Source organism: Phocaeicola plebeius DSM 17135, assembly GCF_000187895.1.
In the GTDB taxonomy this organism is placed as follows: Bacteria; Bacteroidota; Bacteroidia; order Bacteroidales; family Bacteroidaceae; genus Phocaeicola; species Phocaeicola plebeius.
On the sequence record NZ_DS990118.1, the window covers coordinates 130,072 to 147,401 of the forward strand.

The following is a 17,330-nucleotide window of genomic DNA, read 5'->3' on the forward strand; positions in this document are numbered from 1 at the left end:
CAATTGCTTATGGATTATACAATTCTGATACTTGCCCTCCCGGTGCTGAGCTTCCTGGTTCTGGCATTGGCCGGCATGAAAATGCCTCATCGCGTAGCAGGCACAATCGGTACCCTATCGTTAGGAGCGGTAGCCGTGCTGAGCTATCTGACGGCATTCAATTATTTCTCTGCTCCACGTACTGCCGAAGGTCTCTACCCTACGCTGACTCCGTGGAACATTGAATGGCTGCCGTTCACTTCCTCCCTTCACATCGACATGGGCATTTTGCTCGATCCGATTTCCGTCATGATGCTGGTGGTTATTTCCACGGTGTCGCTGATGGTACATATCTATTCTTTCGGCTACATGAAAGGCGAAGTCGGCTTCCAGCGGTACTACGCTTTTCTGTCGTTGTTTACCTTCTCTATGTTAGGCCTGGTAGTAGCTACCAATATTTTCCAGATGTATGTGTTCTGGGAACTGGTAGGTGTGTCTTCCTATCTGCTTATTGGTTTCTACTACACCAAACCGGAAGCAATCGCTGCCAGCAAAAAGGCCTTTATCGTCACCCGTTTTGCTGACTTGGGCTTCCTGATTGGTATCCTTATCTACGGATACTACATGCAGACTTTCACCTTCAACCCTGGAACCGAACGCCTGATGCAGGCCGGAATGGTACTTCCCTGGGCATTGGGACTGATGTTCATCGGTGGTGCCGGAAAGAGTGCCATGTTCCCGCTGCACATCTGGTTGCCGGATGCCATGGAAGGTCCGACACCGGTATCTGCCCTGATTCATGCCGCTACCATGGTAGTAGCCGGAGTGTATCTGGTAGCCCGTATGTTCCCCTTGTTCATCGGCTTTGCGCCGCACACACTCCACTTGGTAGCCTGGGTAGGTGCTTTCACCGCATTCTATGCCGCAAGCGTAGCTTGTGCACAGAGTGACATCAAACGTGTGCTGGCCTTCTCTACTATCTCACAGATTGGTTTCATGATGGTGGCACTGGGTGTTTGTACGGCAGCCAATCCGCACGAAGGTGGTTTAGGTTACATGGCCAGTATGTTCCACCTGTTCACACACGCCATGTTCAAAGCTCTGCTCTTCTTGGGAGCCGGATGCATCATACACGCCGTACACAGCAACGAAATGGAAACCATGGGCGGTCTGCGCAAATACATGCCGATTACCCACATCACCTTCCTGATTGCCTGTCTGGCCATCGCAGGTATCCCTCCGTTCTCCGGATTCTTCTCAAAAGACGAAATCCTGACCGCCTGCTTCCAGTACAGCCCTGTGATGGGATGGATTATGGCCCTCATTGCCGGAATGACTGCTTTCTATATGTTCCGCTTGTACTACTGCATCTTTTGGGGAAAGGAAAACAAGGAACTGCATGCACACCACGTGCCGCATGAAAGTCCGCTGACCATGACTTTCCCGCTGATGTTCCTGGCGCTGGTCACCATCGTAGCCGGTTTTATTCCTTTCGGACATTTCGTTTCAGCCAACGGTGAATCCTACGACATCCACCTCGACTGGACAGTAGCCGGTACGAGTATCGCTATTGCAGTAATCGCCATTGCCTTGGCTACCTGGATGTACGCCCGCGAACAGCAGCCTGTAGCCGACATGCTCGCCACACGCTTCAGCACCCTGCATCGTGCGGCCTACAAGCGTTTCTACATGGACGAAATCTGGTTGTTCGTGACCAAGAAGATCATCTTCCGCTGCATCTCTACTCCGCTGGCATGGTTTGACCGCCATGTCATCGACCAGTTCATGAATTTCATGGCCTGGGGTACCAACGCAGCCGGAGAAACCGTACAGCCTATACAAAGTGGAAAGGTACAAACCTACACGCATTATTTCCTGGCAGGTATCATTGTCCTGACAATTATCTTGCTGTTGAACTAAAAAAGAAGAACTTATACGCTTATGAATATATTAAGTCTTTTCGTATTGATACCTCTGCTGATGTTGTTAGGACTATGGATTGCCCGCAACGTCAATCAAGTCAGAGGAGTGATGGTGGCCGGTTCCACTTTATTGCTGGCGCTTGCGGCTTACCTCACGGTGTCTTACATCGGACAGCGCCATGCGGGAGCTACAGCTGAAATGCTTTTCACAGACAGCATCGTATGGTATGCCCCGCTTCACATTTGTTATTCGGTAGGAGTAGACGGTATCTCTGTAGTGATGCTGCTGCTGAGTGCCATCATCGTATTTACCGGTACATTCGCTTCCTGGAAGCTGAAACCGCTCACTAAAGAATATTTCTTGTGGTTCACCCTGCTGAGCACCGGAGTATTCGGATTCTTCATCTCAACCGACCTGTTCACCATGTTCATGTTCTATGAAGTGGCTTTGATTCCGATGTACCTGCTGATTGGTGTATGGGGAAGCGGCCGCAAGGAATATGCTGCCATGAAGCTGACCTTGATGCTGATGGGTGGTTCTGCCTTCCTGTTGATTGGTATCTTAGGCATCTACTACGGAGCCGGTGCCGAGACTATGAATATTCTGGAAATCGTAAAACACCAGATACCGACCGAAATGCAACGTATCTTCTTCCCGATGGTCTTCTTAGGATTCGGTGTGCTGGGTGCCTTGTTCCCCTTCCACACATGGAGCCCCGACGGTCATGCTTCTGCCCCAACAGCCGTAAGTATGCTGCACGCCGGTGTATTGATGAAATTAGGAGGTTACGGATGTTTCCGCATCGCCATGTACCTGATGCCGACCGGTGCCGCTATCTGGGGCGATTTCTTCCTGATACTGACCACCATCTCCGTGGTGTACGGAGCGTTCAGTGCCGTAGTACAGACCGACTTGAAATACATCAACGCCTACTCTTCTGTAAGCCACTGCGGACTGGTATTGTTTGCCCTGCTGATGATGACGCGCGTGAGTGCTACCGGTGCCATCCTGCAGATGCTGAGCCACGGCTTGATGACCGCCTTGTTCTTTGCCCTTATCGGTATGATTTACGGCCGTACGCACACACGTGACATCCGCCAGCTGAGCGGACTGATGAAAATCATGCCTTTCCTGGCCGTGGGTTATGTCATTGCCGGTCTGGCCAACTTAGGTCTGCCTGGTCTGAGCGGTTTCGTGGCTGAAATGACCGTATTCGTAGGTTCATTCCAGAATCCGGACCTGTTCCACCGCACTTGTACCATCATCGCTACGATGAGTATTGTCATCACGGCTGTGTACATCCTGCGTGTAGTAGGAAAAATCCTGTATGGCACCTGTCAGAACCCGGAACACCTGAAACTGACCGACGCTACCTGGGACGAACGTTTTGCCGTAATCTGCCTGATTATAGCTGTAGCCGGACTGGGACTCGCTCCTTACTGGGTCAGCAATGTCATCAGCGGAAGCGTAGAACCTATTATCAGCCAACTTATCCGATAACCTGAATAAACTAAAAGAAATTATATGAGCGAATTATTAACCATGCAGGCTGAAATAAGCCTGGTCGCCATTATCCTCTTCATGCTGTTGGCAGACTTGATACTGAAAATGCCTAATCACAAGCCGCTTCAGACTCTTGCCTGCACACTGATGGTTGTACAACTGGCCTTAAACATTGTACCTACCAGCGGAGAAGCCTTTGGAGGAATGTATCATGCCAGCCAAATGGCATCTGTTGTAAAAACCATACTGACTGCCGGCACGCTGCTCGTATTCCTGCAGTCAGGTGAATGGCTCTCACGCGAAGATACCCGTCACAAAGCCGGAGAATTCTATATGCTGACGCTCAGCACGCTGCTGGGTATGTATTTCATGGTCAGCGCAGGCAGCTTCATCCTGTTCTACGTAGGCCTGGAACTGGCCAGTATCCCGATGGCCTGTCTGGTGGCTTTCGACAAATACCGCCATCACAGTGCGGAAGCAGGAGCCAAGTTCATCCTGAACTCCATGTTCTCTTCTGCCCTGATGCTTTATGGTATCTCCATGGTATATGGTACAACTGGTACCACCTACTTTGCCGACATAACCACAGCCCTGACCGGAACCCCGCTCCAGGTAATGGCGATGGTGTTCTTCTTTGCCGGACTGGGCTTCAAGCTGAGTCTTGTACCTTTCCACATGTGGACACCCGATACCTATCAGGGAGCTCCGACCAATGTATCGGCTTACCTGTCAGTCATCTCCAAAGGTGCAGCCGCCTTTGCGCTGATGAGCATCCTGATAAAAGTATTCGGACAGATGGTAACCGACTGGAGTCTCTTGCTGAGCATCGTCATTGTGGTCACTATCACCATTGCCAACATCTTTGCCATCCTTCAGGAAGACCTGAAACGCTTCATGGCGTACAGTAGTATCTCACAGGCCGGTTATATCATGCTGGCTGTACTGGGAGGAAATGAACAGGGAATGGCTTCACTGGTGTACTACATCGTAGTCTATATCGTAGCCAACCTGGCTGTGTTCGGTGTCATCAGCACCATAGAGCAGCACACTGGAGGAAAGGTGGACAGAAGCACCTATAACGGATTGTACAAGACCAACCCTCGCCTGAGCTTCGTTATGACACTGGCGCTGTTCTCACTGGCCGGTATCCCTCCGTTTGCCGGATTCTTCTCTAAATTCTTTGTATTTGCCTCTGCTTTCCATAGCGGTCACTGGCTGGTAGTGTTCCTGGCATTGGTAAATACGATTATTTCACTCTACTATTACCTGCTGATTGTGAAAGCCATGTACATCACTCCAAACGATGCACCGGTAGCCACCTTCCGCACACCGGCTCTGGCCCGTACAGGTCTGTTTATCTGCCTTATCGGAGTCATTGTATTGGGTATCTGCAGTGGAGTGTATGAACTGCTTAACCACGTAGCTGGACTGGGATTCTAATTCAGACAATTCCATACACAAAAAAGGCCGTTCCTGTTCAGGGACGGCTTTTTTGTTCACTTTTTCTCTCAAAAAATCGCTTCGACGTTCAAGATAAAACTCCTTTACGTTTCAACTAAAACACAAAAGCGTTTCAAGTAAAATGCCAAAGAGTTTTCATTCAAACGCAAAGGCGTTTTCGGGCATCCTGAAAATAGCTTCAAAAAACGCTAAAAACAAAGTCATTTACATGTCTGAGAGTGAGTTTTCTTCCGCACAACGATAATGTAAAGGAGAAAGCCCTGTTTCCTTCTTAAAGAATGTGCCAAATGCGGAGGAATTGGGAAAATGAAATTCATTCGAAATTTCCTGAATAGTCTTGTTGGAGTTCTTCAACAGCAACATACTCCGACGGATAATGGCACGGAACACCAGTTCCTGCACTGTATATCCGCATACAGACTTTGACAGCGCAGACAAATATTTAGGAGACAGACAAAGTTTGTCAGCATAAAAGGCAACTCCCCTCTCTTGCTTGTAATATCGCTCCACCAACCGGATGAGCTGGATAAATGTATCAATCTTATGCCCAGCCACTTGATTTTCTTCCATCAACCGACGACTATAAATAGAGCAAAGTCTATAGGTCAAAGCCAGCAGCAGTAACTTCCGTTCATGGCTATCAAACGGATTGTTTGTTGTATGCCGATACCTGCTTATCAGAGAAATATAGCGGGATATATCTTCTTCTTCACCCGTAGACCATACGTAACAAGGCTGCGGAGTTAATGTGGCATAAAGGTGCATGGCCATCACCGAACTTCCTAATAAATCCCGGATAGGGTCAATACGGTAAAATAAAATATCTATACGCAAATCGGCTGTGCATAAGCCTGCACAGAAAATGGTAGCCTCATACAGAAAAATCGTTTCCCCTGCTTTTGCTACAAAAGGCTTCTGGTTTAAAGTAAACTGAAATTCTCCCTGTTTACAGACTATCAAACCAAGGTATTCCATCTGGAAGTTTTTTTGCAATACAGCCGGGAAAGCGTCCACACTTCCTTCCGAACAGCAAATATCCCTTCGCTCTACCAGCATCTGATTCAGACGCTTCAAGCGCTCTGTTTGTGAAATCATAACTGCAAATTAAAGTCGTTTCTTTTGCATACTGCGCTAAGATATACAAAAAAACGTCACGGCAGGTACTTACACGTGATTATTCCCCGCTGAAAATATAGATTAAGAAACGAAAAGTCCCGCCGTGACGTAACAACTTCTTTTTAAGATACTGTAGCAGCAAACGGCTCCAGTTTTCTTTTCTTCCACGGAAACAGCAAGAAAAAGATCGCACATGCCATGCAGCCGTAGAAAGTCCAACCCGACATTTCCTTAACAGCCGATAAAGTAGCTTGCACCTGCACACTTCCCTTTGCCGACATGGCAGCCATCTGTTCGGCTTCCTGTTCACTCTTTCCCTGATATTGCATCCCCTTTACAGTCTGCGAATAAGAAGCCGCAACTTCGGGATTCAATAAATCACGGTCTTGTGCAAAACGAGTGACATAATGTTGCTGACGATGCTGCATCACGTTAGTATAAAGTGCCGTACCGATACCGGGGCCCATGACCATGCGGACGGTCAGCATAATGCAAATCCAGGTAGACAAGTATTTATACGGCATCCGCTGGTTAGCATGTACGGCCGTCAATGAATACAGAAGCATCATTCCCGTGGCACGAATAATGACCGGATACTTCATCCGCTCATACAAGCCGGAAGTCTGCACCTCAAAATACATGAATAAAGCCGAAAGACCTATCAACACAAAACCAAGGGAAAAAAGATACTTCAGATGCACTCCCCTGCTGCCCAACATGACAGCAATGATGCAACCTATAAAATACCCCAACATGGTCCAGTTGCCCAAGGAAGCATTCTGCCAGTTGTCTATCTTCATGCCTACTCCCGTAAACACGTTGACAAACATGGCACTGGAATTGAATATCATCAGCAGCAGGAAGAGCAGGATTCCCATCCGAATGGAGCTCAACTTGAAAATATCCATCAGGAAATAGGGAGAATACTGTCTTTTCTCCATATAAATAAACAAGGTCGTAAAACATACGGCACTCACCGTAGCCCAGCAGATAGAAGGGTCATCATACCAGTCGAGTACTTTTCCATACACCAGTACATATACTACCGAAGCACACATCAGGCAAAATATCACCACACTGCCGAATTTACGAAAGGTAATGGGAAAACGTCGGGTGGAATACTTGTGATAAGGCATGGTAACAAATATCACCAAAATAGAAAGCAGCAACGCTCCCATCATAAAATAATACACATACTGCCATTCATATTCGTAGGCCAGCCATGCGGTAAGTGAAGTACCCAACTGACCCAGAATCATGAAAAACAAATAGATAGTAGGCATACTGGTACTCTTCTCACGGTCCAGCTTGTCCCAGCCTTCTTCATCTACCGGATCATTTCCGGGTGTAATGTTACGGGTAGCCTCCATCCCAAACGCATACTTAATCAGCGTAAAGAGATTGACCATCATCAGCACCATTCGTAAAAAACCCATCACCACACTGCACACGGCCAACAGGTAAATACTGTCGGTCTTGGCACAAATGTAACTCAGGATATAAAGCAAAGAGAAACCTACGATGCACATCATCTTCTCCCGACGCAGGCAAACCAGTCCGTAAAAGAACGGAGAAAAAGCGGCCATACCCACAGAAGTAAGAAAGCTGACAAACTGAATATGTTCCGACTGGATGCCCAGCCCGCTCAGCATCTCTCCACTGTTAGCCGTATACACCCCACTGGCCGTCAGTATAGGCACGAACAGCAGTATCAGAATCAGTATACCCAACGGCTTGGGTACCCAGTTATAAAACGGATAATTTTTAGGAAGTGAAGGCATAATTCTACTTTTTGGGAAAAACTTACAAAAAATCGGTTTACAATTTGGCTTTCACCACTACCATCATACCGGCAGCCAGACGGTCATTATCCTCTTTGGACAAGTCGGTGAATTCAATACGTACCGGAATACGCTGTTGAATCTTGACAAAGTTTCCAGCTGAATTGTCGGTAGGTACCAGAGAATATTTAGAACCTGTAGCTCCGGATATGGCCGTAATCCTTCCGGTAAACTCACGGTCACTGATAGCGTCAACAGAAATACGTACTTCCTGCCCTACCTTCAGATTCTCCACCTGCGTTTCCTTGTAATTGGCAATCACCCATTTCTGGGTATCCGGAAGGATATAAGTCACCGTCTGTCCGGCAGTAATATACTGCCCTTCCTCCAAGGTTCTCCGCCCTAATTTTCCGTCACAAGGAGCCACTACCACGGTATAAGAGAGATTCAGACGTGCCATCTCTAATGCAGCCGTTGCACGCTGTATGGCAGCCTCCGTGCTTTCTCTGCGATTGGAAACCTCTTTCACTCCTGACATGGCAGCCCGCTGCTGACGCTTGGTTGCTTCCAGTTTCTTACGGGTAGCCTCATATTCCGTTTCAATCTGTTCCAGCTGAATAGGAGTAGCTGCGTTCCGCTTTACCAGATTCTCATAACGCTGACGGTCTTTCTCCAGTTTGGCCAGACGAATTTCAATCTCGGCAATCGAAGCTTCATAAACCGAAGCAGAGTTCTGCGTGGTCTGCAAAGTAGCATCTATCACAGTAGCACCCGCCAAGGCATCCTTTAAGGCAGCCTCAGCTTCCATCACACGAATACGATATTCACGGTCATCCAGTACCAACAGGGTATCTCCCTTACGCACATCCTGATGTTCCGTAAAATAGATTTTCTTGATATAACCCGAAGCTCTCAGATTGACCGGAGAATTATACTGTTCAATTTGTGCATCGTTACTTGTTTCGGTATGTTTGTAATCTAAAAACAGACAAGCTACTTCTACGATTCCCCATGCAAGAATAGCGATGCCTAAAAGACTGGCTAAAATCTGGCGACGACGTTGTTTCTTTAACTTTAAAGCCTTTTCCTGAAGTGTATGATTAGTATACTGAGTTTCCATATTATCTGAATTTTAAATGATTTAATGAATTTAATTTCCTTGTAACAAGCGATCCATCTGCCCTGTAAGCTTCAGTAAAGCAAGATTAGCCACCTGATAGTTGTAGTGTGCACTGAGATAATTATTCTGCGCCTCACTCATGCGCATTTCATCCTGCAATACCTCGGTCATGGAAGCGATTCCCTCTCGATACCGGTCAGTTGTGACCTGATACACATCTTCTGCCAGCAAATAATTGTCTTTCTGCTTTTTAAAATTACGCTGGTTGTTCATCAGCTCGTTTGTGGCATTCAGATACTGCGTCTGCATGTTCTTGAGCGTATTCTCATAATTCAGTTTTGCATTTTCCTGGTCAATCTGAGCTTTCCGGATACGTGCCCGCTTGTCAAAACCGTCGAATATCGGGACACGAAGTGTAATCCCCAATCCGGTAGAAGGATACCAGTGATTGGAAGGTCCGGAATGGAACCAGTGGCGGGCCTTATCCGTATATGCTGAATACATCCAGCTTCCGGTCAGTGTCAGCGAAGGAAGGTATCCCTGACGAATCAAATCCTTTTGCTGCCTGGCCAGCTTCTCCTGTGATTGCAAGAGTTGCAATTCATACAAATCGCTACGAAGACCGGTCAGCGAAGCCGACTGCATCCTTTCTGTATCTACAGGAGTCAGTGTAATTTCTTCTTCCGCAGGATAGTCCATCACATATTTCAAAAGATTCAACTGCTGCACCAACATGGACTTTGCATTGTCATACTGCACCTGCTGGTTTTCCAAGTTAATATTGACACGCTTTACATCCACCTCCATGGCCATCCCATTGTCAAAGAATGCCAAAGTGATGTCGCGCAGTTCCCGCAACCGCACCATGTTCTCTTGAATGAGTGTCAGCTGCTCCATGGTATTCTGCCCCAGATAATACATCTTGCTGATTTGCATCATCAGGTCCTCACGTGCCTTTTCATACGACAGACGGTTCAACTCATTCAGGGTGCGGGCAATATCGACTGCCGTATACACCGTCTGATTATAAAGCGGCATCTGCAACTGCAACCCTGCCGATGCATTGTACTGCAAAGTTTTGGTTACATTGTACAGATTCCCATAGGCCGACCCATCGGTGACAGATACCGGTGGATTAAAATTGTCATTGAACCCCGCCACCGCACTGATTTGCGGCCACAGTTTTGCACGATTCTCGCTAAGAAGATGTTTGGCTTTCCGCATCTCATTGCGGCTTCCTTCGAGCGAGAGATTATTTTCAATGCCTAATTTCAGGCATTCTTCCAATGTCAGTGTCTTCTGTGCCCCGACAGGCATCCACACTAACCACAGTGTAAAAATAACTACTAATTGCTTCATTTTTTCTCGTTTCTTAATCTGAAGCAAAGGTAGTATGTCAGGCACTTACACGATTATTCATAAAAGAAGAGGAGCTGTTCAGATTTTCCTTTTTGGAACTTTCAGATAGATTAAAATTACGTTTGTTGCAAAAATGAAATCGAAAATCAGTGTGATACAAATAAAAAAATCCGGATTACTCGTTTGCGAGAACCCGGATTACACATTGTATTATTCGTAGAATTTCTATCATTTAAACATCTTCTCCAAATCATCTTCCTTCAATACTGTCAGCACAGTCTTTCCATCTGGCGTATAGTTCGGAGTAGATACGGCAAACAAGTCATCGACCAGACGGTTCATTTCCTCATCAGTCAGTACTTGCCCCGGTACAATAGCAGCTGCTTTTGCCAATGAAAGTGCAAGCATACTTTGTACCTCTTCTTTCACTTTGCAACCTTTCTCGATTGCAGTCTGTATCATTTCGGTAACCAGTTTCTCTGGATTCAATCCCTCAATTCCAGCTGGAATACCGTTAATAGAATAAGTACCTCCTCCCAAACTACTAAGATCAAATCCCAAGGCATTCAAATCGTCCATAAACTCCTCCAGCACAGGTATCTCAGAAGGAGAGAAATGTACCATATCCGGAAACAGCATTCGCTGAGAAGCATTCTTTCTATTTTCTATCTGCGCCATATAGCGGTCGAAGAGAATACGGATGTGGGCACGCTGCTGATTAATAATCATCAACCCAGACTTTACAGAAGTCAAGATATAGCTGCCTTTATACTGATAATGGTGCATGGAATTTTCCTGAGACTGCTTTTCACCTTCTTCACCAGAGAAAGATGGAGTAACAGCATCTTCTTGAGAAGCCTGTCCCCATTCTGTTGATTCTGGGAAAAACGGTCGTACTTCTTCTTCCGGTTGAATATCCGAATCCGACGAAGTACGTTCCAGCCCTTCAAACAAAGGTTCCCATTCTACCCGATTTTTGTGACTGCCAAACGAAGGAGTATAATTTCCGCTTCTGCCAAAATCCGGCATTCCACCTTTATTCATGGAAGAACGTACAGAGGTGCCTGTAGACGCACCCCATTCTCTTACATCCTGTCCGAAGCTCTCCCTCTCCGTTTCTTTATTGGTTGCTGATGCAGAAGAGTAAGCAGAAGGAGGCACAGCTGTAGTATTAAAGGGATTATAAGAAGGATCAAAGCTGGTTTGAGGAGGTGCCACCGTATAAGGAGAATTCTCAAAGGCAGGAATGTCCGGCATACCTTCTGTATCAAAATCAATCGAAGGTACCGCGTTGAAACGTCCTAATGTTTCCTTTACTGCCGCAGAAAGAATCTGCCATACGGCTTGTTCATTCTCAAACTTAATTTCTGTCTTTGTAGGGTGTATATTGACATCTATATCGGAAGGTTCCACTTCGAAATAAATGAAATAAGATACTTGTTCACCCACCGGAATCAGGTTGTCGTACGCACTGGACACAGCCTTATGGAAATAGGGATGGCGCATATAACGACCATTCACAAAGAAGAACTGGCGCGCTCCTTTCTTACGGGCCGATTCAGGACGACCGATATATCCATGTATTTTCACCATGGTCGTATCAATGTCCAATGAAAGCAGCTCCTGGTTCAGTTTCTTGCCAAACACTCCCATAATACGCTGCCGCAAAGGAAGGGCTGGCAGGTTCAGCATCTCTGTACCATTATGGCTCAGCACAAAAGATATATCGGGATTGACCAGCGCAATGCGTTCGAATTCAGCTACAATGTTACTTAACTCCGTCTGATTGGATTTCAGGAACTTCCGACGGGCAGGTACATTGAAGAACAGATTTTTCACAGAGAAGTCACTGCCTCGCTGGCAGGCCACTGCCTCCTGCTTTTCTACCTGAGAACCGGAAATCTGAATGAAAGTACCTAATCCGTCTTCACTGGAACAAGTTTTCAGCTCCACTTGTGCTACGGCAGCGATGGAAGCCAAGGCCTCTCCACGAAAGCCCATGGTATGAAGGGCAAACAAATCGGCCGCCTCCCGAATTTTGGAAGTGGCATGACGTTCAAAAGCCATACGAGCATCCGTTTCCGACATACCTCGTCCGTCGTCAATGACACGTATACATGTTTTTCCGGCATCCGTCACCAGCACTTCTATATTTTTTGCTCCGGCATCTACAGCATTCTCTACCAGCTCCTTTATCACAGAAGCCGGACGCTGTATGACTTCTCCTGCCGCAATCTGATTGGCTACAGAATCCGGCAACAAACGGATTACATCTCCCGATGTCATAGTGTAAATTCTCCTGTAATCAGATAATGTAAAATATATAGCAATACCACAATAGCCACAAACATGGCTCCGTAACTCAGAGGTTTACGTCCGCTTTCCTTGCGGCGCTTCAGATAGGTAGTACCTTCTACAAACTTACCACGAATGTCTTCCGGATTAAACTCTTTAGGAGGAAGCATTCCCAGTTCACGTTTGGCTGTCTCTTCTATTTTCTGCAGTTTTTCCTTGCGCTCATCCACATAAATGTATTCATGACGGAATCCGCGAGGCTTTCTCATTGTAAACATTCCCATATATTATTCCTCCTTCTTATTTTCAAACAATCGGGCATTCGGCAAAACGACCGGACCACGCACATTTTTCTTCAGCTGGTCTTCCACTCGTTTCCCTCTCCAATTAAAGATGTCGGCCTTATTGAGCGGACGAATGTAATCAAACCACACAAAATTCTCCAGACGGTCTTTTCCGGCAGGAATCTGCGACATCGGATATAACACACCATTGGATTTCGGACTCATCACCATGCGCTCTATCTTACGGTCTTGCAGATAGATTTCCAGTTTACTGGTTTCAGATACATTCATGCCTATCAGCGTACTGTCTGAGTCCATCGGATAATAAACGACTCGTACGGAACCTATCACTTCCGTCTTTCGCATTTCTCCGTTCGCGAAATAGGACTTCATCTCCTTTCCTGTCACCTGGTTATAAATCGTTGAATCCACACGTTCTACTGATAGTGCCTGCCCAATGATGTGCGACCAGTCAATTGTACTGTCGTTCATATAGACCTTTATCACTTCGCCTAAAAGCTGCTGGTTCTTGTTCCAGATAATCGGATCACGATACATCGTAAGACAACTGTCTACAGTGGAGAATACTAACGAATCGGCCGTGCCCTGCACATCGGTACGATAAAAACGTACTTTGTGAAAGGCTCTCATCTCACGGAACATAGAATCGGTATTCTGATGGAAAGTTTCCATCAGCAAAGTATCCGCATGAAGAAACAAACTGTCTCCCTGAGAATAGTCTATAGCTACGGCACTATCCGTAGCAAAGGCATAATCTGTCTGCTCGTTATAATAGCCATATTCTCCGGTAAGCATGTTCCGGTTTATCGTATCCGTCATCACCATCCGGCTGAACGCTTCTCCCACCCCTGTATTACGGTCATAGAAAAGCGTATCACCGGTCAGCTGCTTTCCCTGATTGGTAAGCACAGAACGGTCATACAAATCGGCCTTACCTGTTACGGTATTGTAAGTTCCCTTTTCTGAATAAATGTGATTGGCATCGCTCCAAATATCCGAAGGGCCGACAATATCAGCTATCTTCGAAGCCGTATTATAGCGTAAGGTATCCGAAGTCAGTGTAAACTGAGGGTTCACCAGCTTTACATTGTAATTAAATACGGATTGCTTAGTCTGAGGACTATATTCTCCCCATTCAGAAGTCAGCACATTCTGTTCATCCATCAGGGTTCCTCCATCAAAGAAATACCCCAGATTGTATACACGGTCATAATTCAGGCTATCGGTCAGCAATGTAGTGGTACGGTTTTCCATACGGACATTGCAACGCATCTCGGCAATCTGCGTCAATCCATCATAGTACAACCGGTCGCCATAAAGAAACAACGTATCCCCTTGTACCATTTTCACATTACCAAAAGCCTCAAAACTGCTGACTTTATCATAGTAACATGCGCTGTCGCAATACATGTACACACTATCATGACGGAACTTTACGTTACCGGTTACAATCTGTGCGTCCGGATGACTTGCATCCTTGCGTAACAAATCGGAATGTAACAGATAGACTTTACTTTTAGCTACCGGACGCTGTTTGGAATCCTCTGTCTTTTGTTTCCCCTCAGTCTTCACCTTCGTACGCGCAGTCTGTGGAGGCACAGCTATTCCCCCTTGTGCCGAAAGGCCAAGAATGGTCAGGCAAAATGTCACAAAGAACAAAAAAATTGCAGACTTTCTCATCACTGTTTAATCCATCCCGGATATTTAAAATCGCACTTACGCCAAGACGGGTTGATACGCACGTAAGTATTTTTTTGTTTTTCTACAATCCATTTTTGCAGTTTTTCTTCACTGCGATTAGCTGTAACAATGTCTTTCAGACGCTGGTAGTCTTCTGAGATTGTAGCTTTATGTCCGTCAATACGATTTTTCAATTTTACGATAGCACACACTTCTTTTCCTTTTGCATTAATCATTGTAAAAGGTTTGGATACTTCGCCAATCTGCATTCCCTCTACGGTCTTTGCTACTTCCTGAGAAATCAAGCCAGCCAGCTGCTGCATTTCAAAACGAGAAGTAGAAGTCTGCGGGTTAGCCAGCAAACCGTGGTTGTTACGTGTATCTTTATCCTGAGATACCCATGTAGCCGCTTCATCAAAAGTTACTTTTCCTTTTCGAATGTCGTTAGCCAGTGTATCCAATTTATTCAGTTCGGCCTCAATTTCTTTCTCATCTACACGAGGCTTAATCAAAATATGGCGATAGCTTACACGGTCACCACGCTTTTCAATCAACTGAGCTATATGATAACCATATTCTGTTTCAAACACTTTTGAAATCTTCTTCGGGTCAGTCAGGTTAAATACCACATTGGCAAACTCCGGAGTCAACTCCCCACGACCTGTGAAACCATATTCTCCTCCACGACGAGCAGAGCCCGGATCTTCTGAATACATACGGGCCAACGTAGAAAAAGTAGTTTCTCCCTTATTGATACGATCTGTAAAATCACGCAGTTCTTTCTTTACACGTTCAATTTCTTCTTCCTTAATCTTAGGTTCTCTGGTAATAATCTGCACCTCTACCTGAGTAGGTACAAAAGGAATACTGTCCTGAGGAAGCTTACTGAAATAATTACGCACTTCCGCAGGAGTCAGCTTGATGTCTCCTACAATCTTCTTCTGCATTTCTTGTACCGTCAGTCCGTCACGAATATTCTCGCGCAACATTTCACGTATCTGGGTAGAAGTCTTATTGTAATATTCTTCGAGTTTTTCTTTTGAACCAATCTGGTCAGTCAACCATGAAATTCGTGTTTCTACTTGCTGCAGAACTTCCTGATCGCTCACTTCAATACTATCTATCTCTGCCTGGTGAAGAAAAAGTTTCTGCACAGCCAATTCTTCCGGTATCACACAATAGGGATCACCATCAAAACGGCGGCCTTCATACTGTGCATTCAAACGTTCATTCTCTACGTCTGATTTCAGAATGGCTTCATCGCCGACAACCCACACCACTTCATCAATCACATTATCTTGTGCCACGGCGGGTACTGTTCCTGTCAAGGCAAGCAAAATAGCCAAGACACCAGTCATAATCAATTTATTCATTTTCTGTCTATTTGATTTGTTTTGGTCCATTACATTACAAAGGACGAAGATACGGCATTAATTACTTTTTTCCGCTACAATTAACGGTTTTTAAAATGTCTTGGTTAATTTCAATCCTGAAGCCTCGCTTTAACTCTTCCATTTGTGCTCTCTCCGTCCACAAACGATAGTCACGCTGCACCTCATCGCGCACATCCTGAAAGTCTTCCGGCCCTTTCTTCAGGCGCTTTCCCAATACAAAAGCATAAGGTAAATCCGTACGAGGAGTGAAATGTCCACATTTAAAAGCTAATTTATCCACATAAGGATTTGTTCCAATCTGAAACAAACCTGTTTCTACAACGACCTTACATTCGGGATTCTCTTGAGAAAAAGCGGAAATTTCCTCATTCCATTTATCTAACGGACATTTTTTCAATCTCTTTTTCAGCTTTGAAGCCACTTTTTTGTTCAAACAATGTATCACTCCTCCCTTAAAATGAGGTAAATCCCATGTATAATCGTTTTTATGACTTTCAAAATAGTTCTGCAATTCCTTATCAGAAATATTACCTGATTTTGTGCCTCCATGGCGCTTATCCCAATACGCAGCCAGCAAGCCATCGGAAACTTGACACAACTCCATTCGAGTCTTGTTCAACAGGCTATCTTTCCACTCGGTTGGACCTGAATTAGCAACCTTTTGCACAGCCACATTTCCAGTCGCTCCTGATGGATATACCCCTTGCCTGCGATCCAATAAATACACGATGTGAATACCTAAAGGAGAAAAAAATGGAGCAGAATAATTCCCCTTCTTCAATGTGCTCAATTGCTCGGTAAACTCTTTTATCAGACATCTTTCCGGAATCCACTCGCCATCCAAATAAGGAGAAGGCAACAGATTCTTGATATAGGGCTGTGCCAGTTTTTCAAAAGGTATACCATTTTTTAAAGCCGTATAAACGGAATCTATACGCTGTCTGGCTACACGTTCCTGTTCGGAAGAAGCATGTTGGGGCAAAAGAAACGAAATCTGACGAAATCTTACCCAATTTAAAAGAGTATCTTGTTTTTGGGGCACTCCCCTCTTTTCCGATTTCAGGATTTCATTTTGCAAGGCACTGCATTGCAACCGGAAATCAGTGATAGTATCCCAGCTTTGTCTTTTAGCATCTGCCACCTTCAATTTATAATACAAGAAATGAGGCAAGAACTGTTCTACAGATACACGACTAACTGCATATACCTGGGTATAATAATGCTCAAACTCCTCTACTGAAGTTTCCTCTCCATCAATCCGGAAAAGTACTCTGCGATCTTCTGCATAAGAAACAGAGAATTCCAATCCCATCAACAAACATAGGAATAACCACGCAATTCTATACATAACAGATTCTATTCATCATTTCATTAAACAAAAAATCATCCTGTCCGCCAGAACAGACTCACCAAA

At 45.5% G+C, this 17,330-nt stretch carries 12 protein-coding genes; 3 read left to right on the plus strand and 9 right to left on the minus strand.

Annotation, left to right across the window (positions count from 1 at the left end; all coding sequences use genetic code 11):
* Positions 1-9 precede the first annotated feature (9 nt).
* From nuoL to BACPLE_RS00510, 3 genes are read left to right on the plus strand one after another with little or no spacing between them, the layout of a single operon-like run.
* A complete protein-coding gene (gene nuoL / locus BACPLE_RS00500; protein WP_007557859.1) occupies positions 10-1,899 on the plus strand; it encodes an NADH-quinone oxidoreductase subunit L in 1,890 nt (629 codons plus the stop codon).
* A gap of 21 nt (positions 1,900-1,920) precedes the next feature.
* Positions 1,921-3,402 carry a complex I subunit 4 family protein gene (locus tag BACPLE_RS00505; RefSeq protein WP_007557861.1) on the plus strand — a complete coding sequence of 494 codons (1,482 nt, stop codon included), beginning with the start codon at positions 1,921-1,923 and terminating at the stop codon, positions 3,400-3,402.
* Between the two features lie 24 nt (positions 3,403-3,426).
* The gene (locus BACPLE_RS00510) at positions 3,427-4,845 is read left to right on the plus strand and encodes an NADH-quinone oxidoreductase subunit N (protein ID WP_007557863.1); all 1,419 of its coding nucleotides are present in this window, start codon (positions 3,427-3,429) and stop codon (positions 4,843-4,845) included.
* A gap of 225 nt (positions 4,846-5,070) precedes the next feature.
* On the opposite strand, the gene BACPLE_RS00515 is transcribed toward BACPLE_RS00510, so the two are convergent.
* The 9 genes from BACPLE_RS00515 to BACPLE_RS00555 all read right to left on the minus strand — a co-directional run bounded on the left by BACPLE_RS00515 (position 5,071) and on the right by BACPLE_RS00555 (position 17,264).
* Positions 5,071-5,961 (minus strand): helix-turn-helix domain-containing protein, encoded by an 891-nt coding sequence (locus BACPLE_RS00515; protein ID WP_007557865.1) that lies wholly within the window; start codon positions 5,959-5,961, stop codon positions 5,071-5,073.
* Positions 5,962-6,104: 143 nt separating this feature from the next.
* Positions 6,105-7,763, minus strand: a complete 1,659-nt coding sequence (locus BACPLE_RS00520) for an efflux MFS transporter permease (protein WP_007557867.1) — start codon at positions 7,761-7,763, stop codon at positions 6,105-6,107.
* Between the two features lie 37 nt (positions 7,764-7,800).
* Positions 7,801-8,883 carry an HlyD family secretion protein gene (locus BACPLE_RS00525; RefSeq protein WP_007557869.1) on the minus strand — a complete coding sequence of 361 codons (1,083 nt, stop codon included), beginning with the start codon at positions 8,881-8,883 and terminating at the stop codon, positions 7,801-7,803.
* 30 nt (positions 8,884-8,913) lie between these two features.
* Positions 8,914-10,242 (minus strand): TolC family protein, encoded by a 1,329-nt coding sequence (locus BACPLE_RS00530; RefSeq protein ID WP_040312286.1) that lies wholly within the window; start codon positions 10,240-10,242, stop codon positions 8,914-8,916.
* Between the two features lie 228 nt (positions 10,243-10,470).
* Complete coding sequence (gene mutL / locus BACPLE_RS00535) at positions 10,471-12,528, minus strand: DNA mismatch repair endonuclease MutL (protein WP_007557875.1); 2,058 nt, start codon at positions 12,526-12,528, stop codon at positions 10,471-10,473.
* Entirely contained in the window at positions 12,525-12,821 is a 297-nt protein-coding gene (locus BACPLE_RS00540) for a hypothetical protein (protein WP_007557876.1), read from the minus strand. The genes mutL and BACPLE_RS00540 overlap by 4 nt, the downstream gene beginning before the upstream one ends.
* 3 nt (positions 12,822-12,824) lie before the next feature.
* On the minus strand, positions 12,825-14,522 hold the full coding sequence (locus BACPLE_RS00545) for an OstA-like protein (protein ID WP_007557878.1): 1,698 nt from the start codon (positions 14,520-14,522) through the stop codon (positions 12,825-12,827).
* The gene (locus tag BACPLE_RS00550) at positions 14,522-15,895 is read right to left on the minus strand and encodes a peptidylprolyl isomerase (protein WP_040312310.1); all 1,374 of its coding nucleotides are present in this window, start codon (positions 15,893-15,895) and stop codon (positions 14,522-14,524) included. Before BACPLE_RS00550 ends, BACPLE_RS00545 begins: the two co-directional genes overlap by 1 nt.
* Positions 15,896-15,956: 61 nt before the next feature.
* A complete protein-coding gene (locus BACPLE_RS00555) occupies positions 15,957-17,264 on the minus strand; it encodes a peptidylprolyl isomerase (protein WP_081458086.1) in 1,308 nt (435 codons plus the stop codon).
* Positions 17,265-17,330 lie beyond the last annotated feature (66 nt).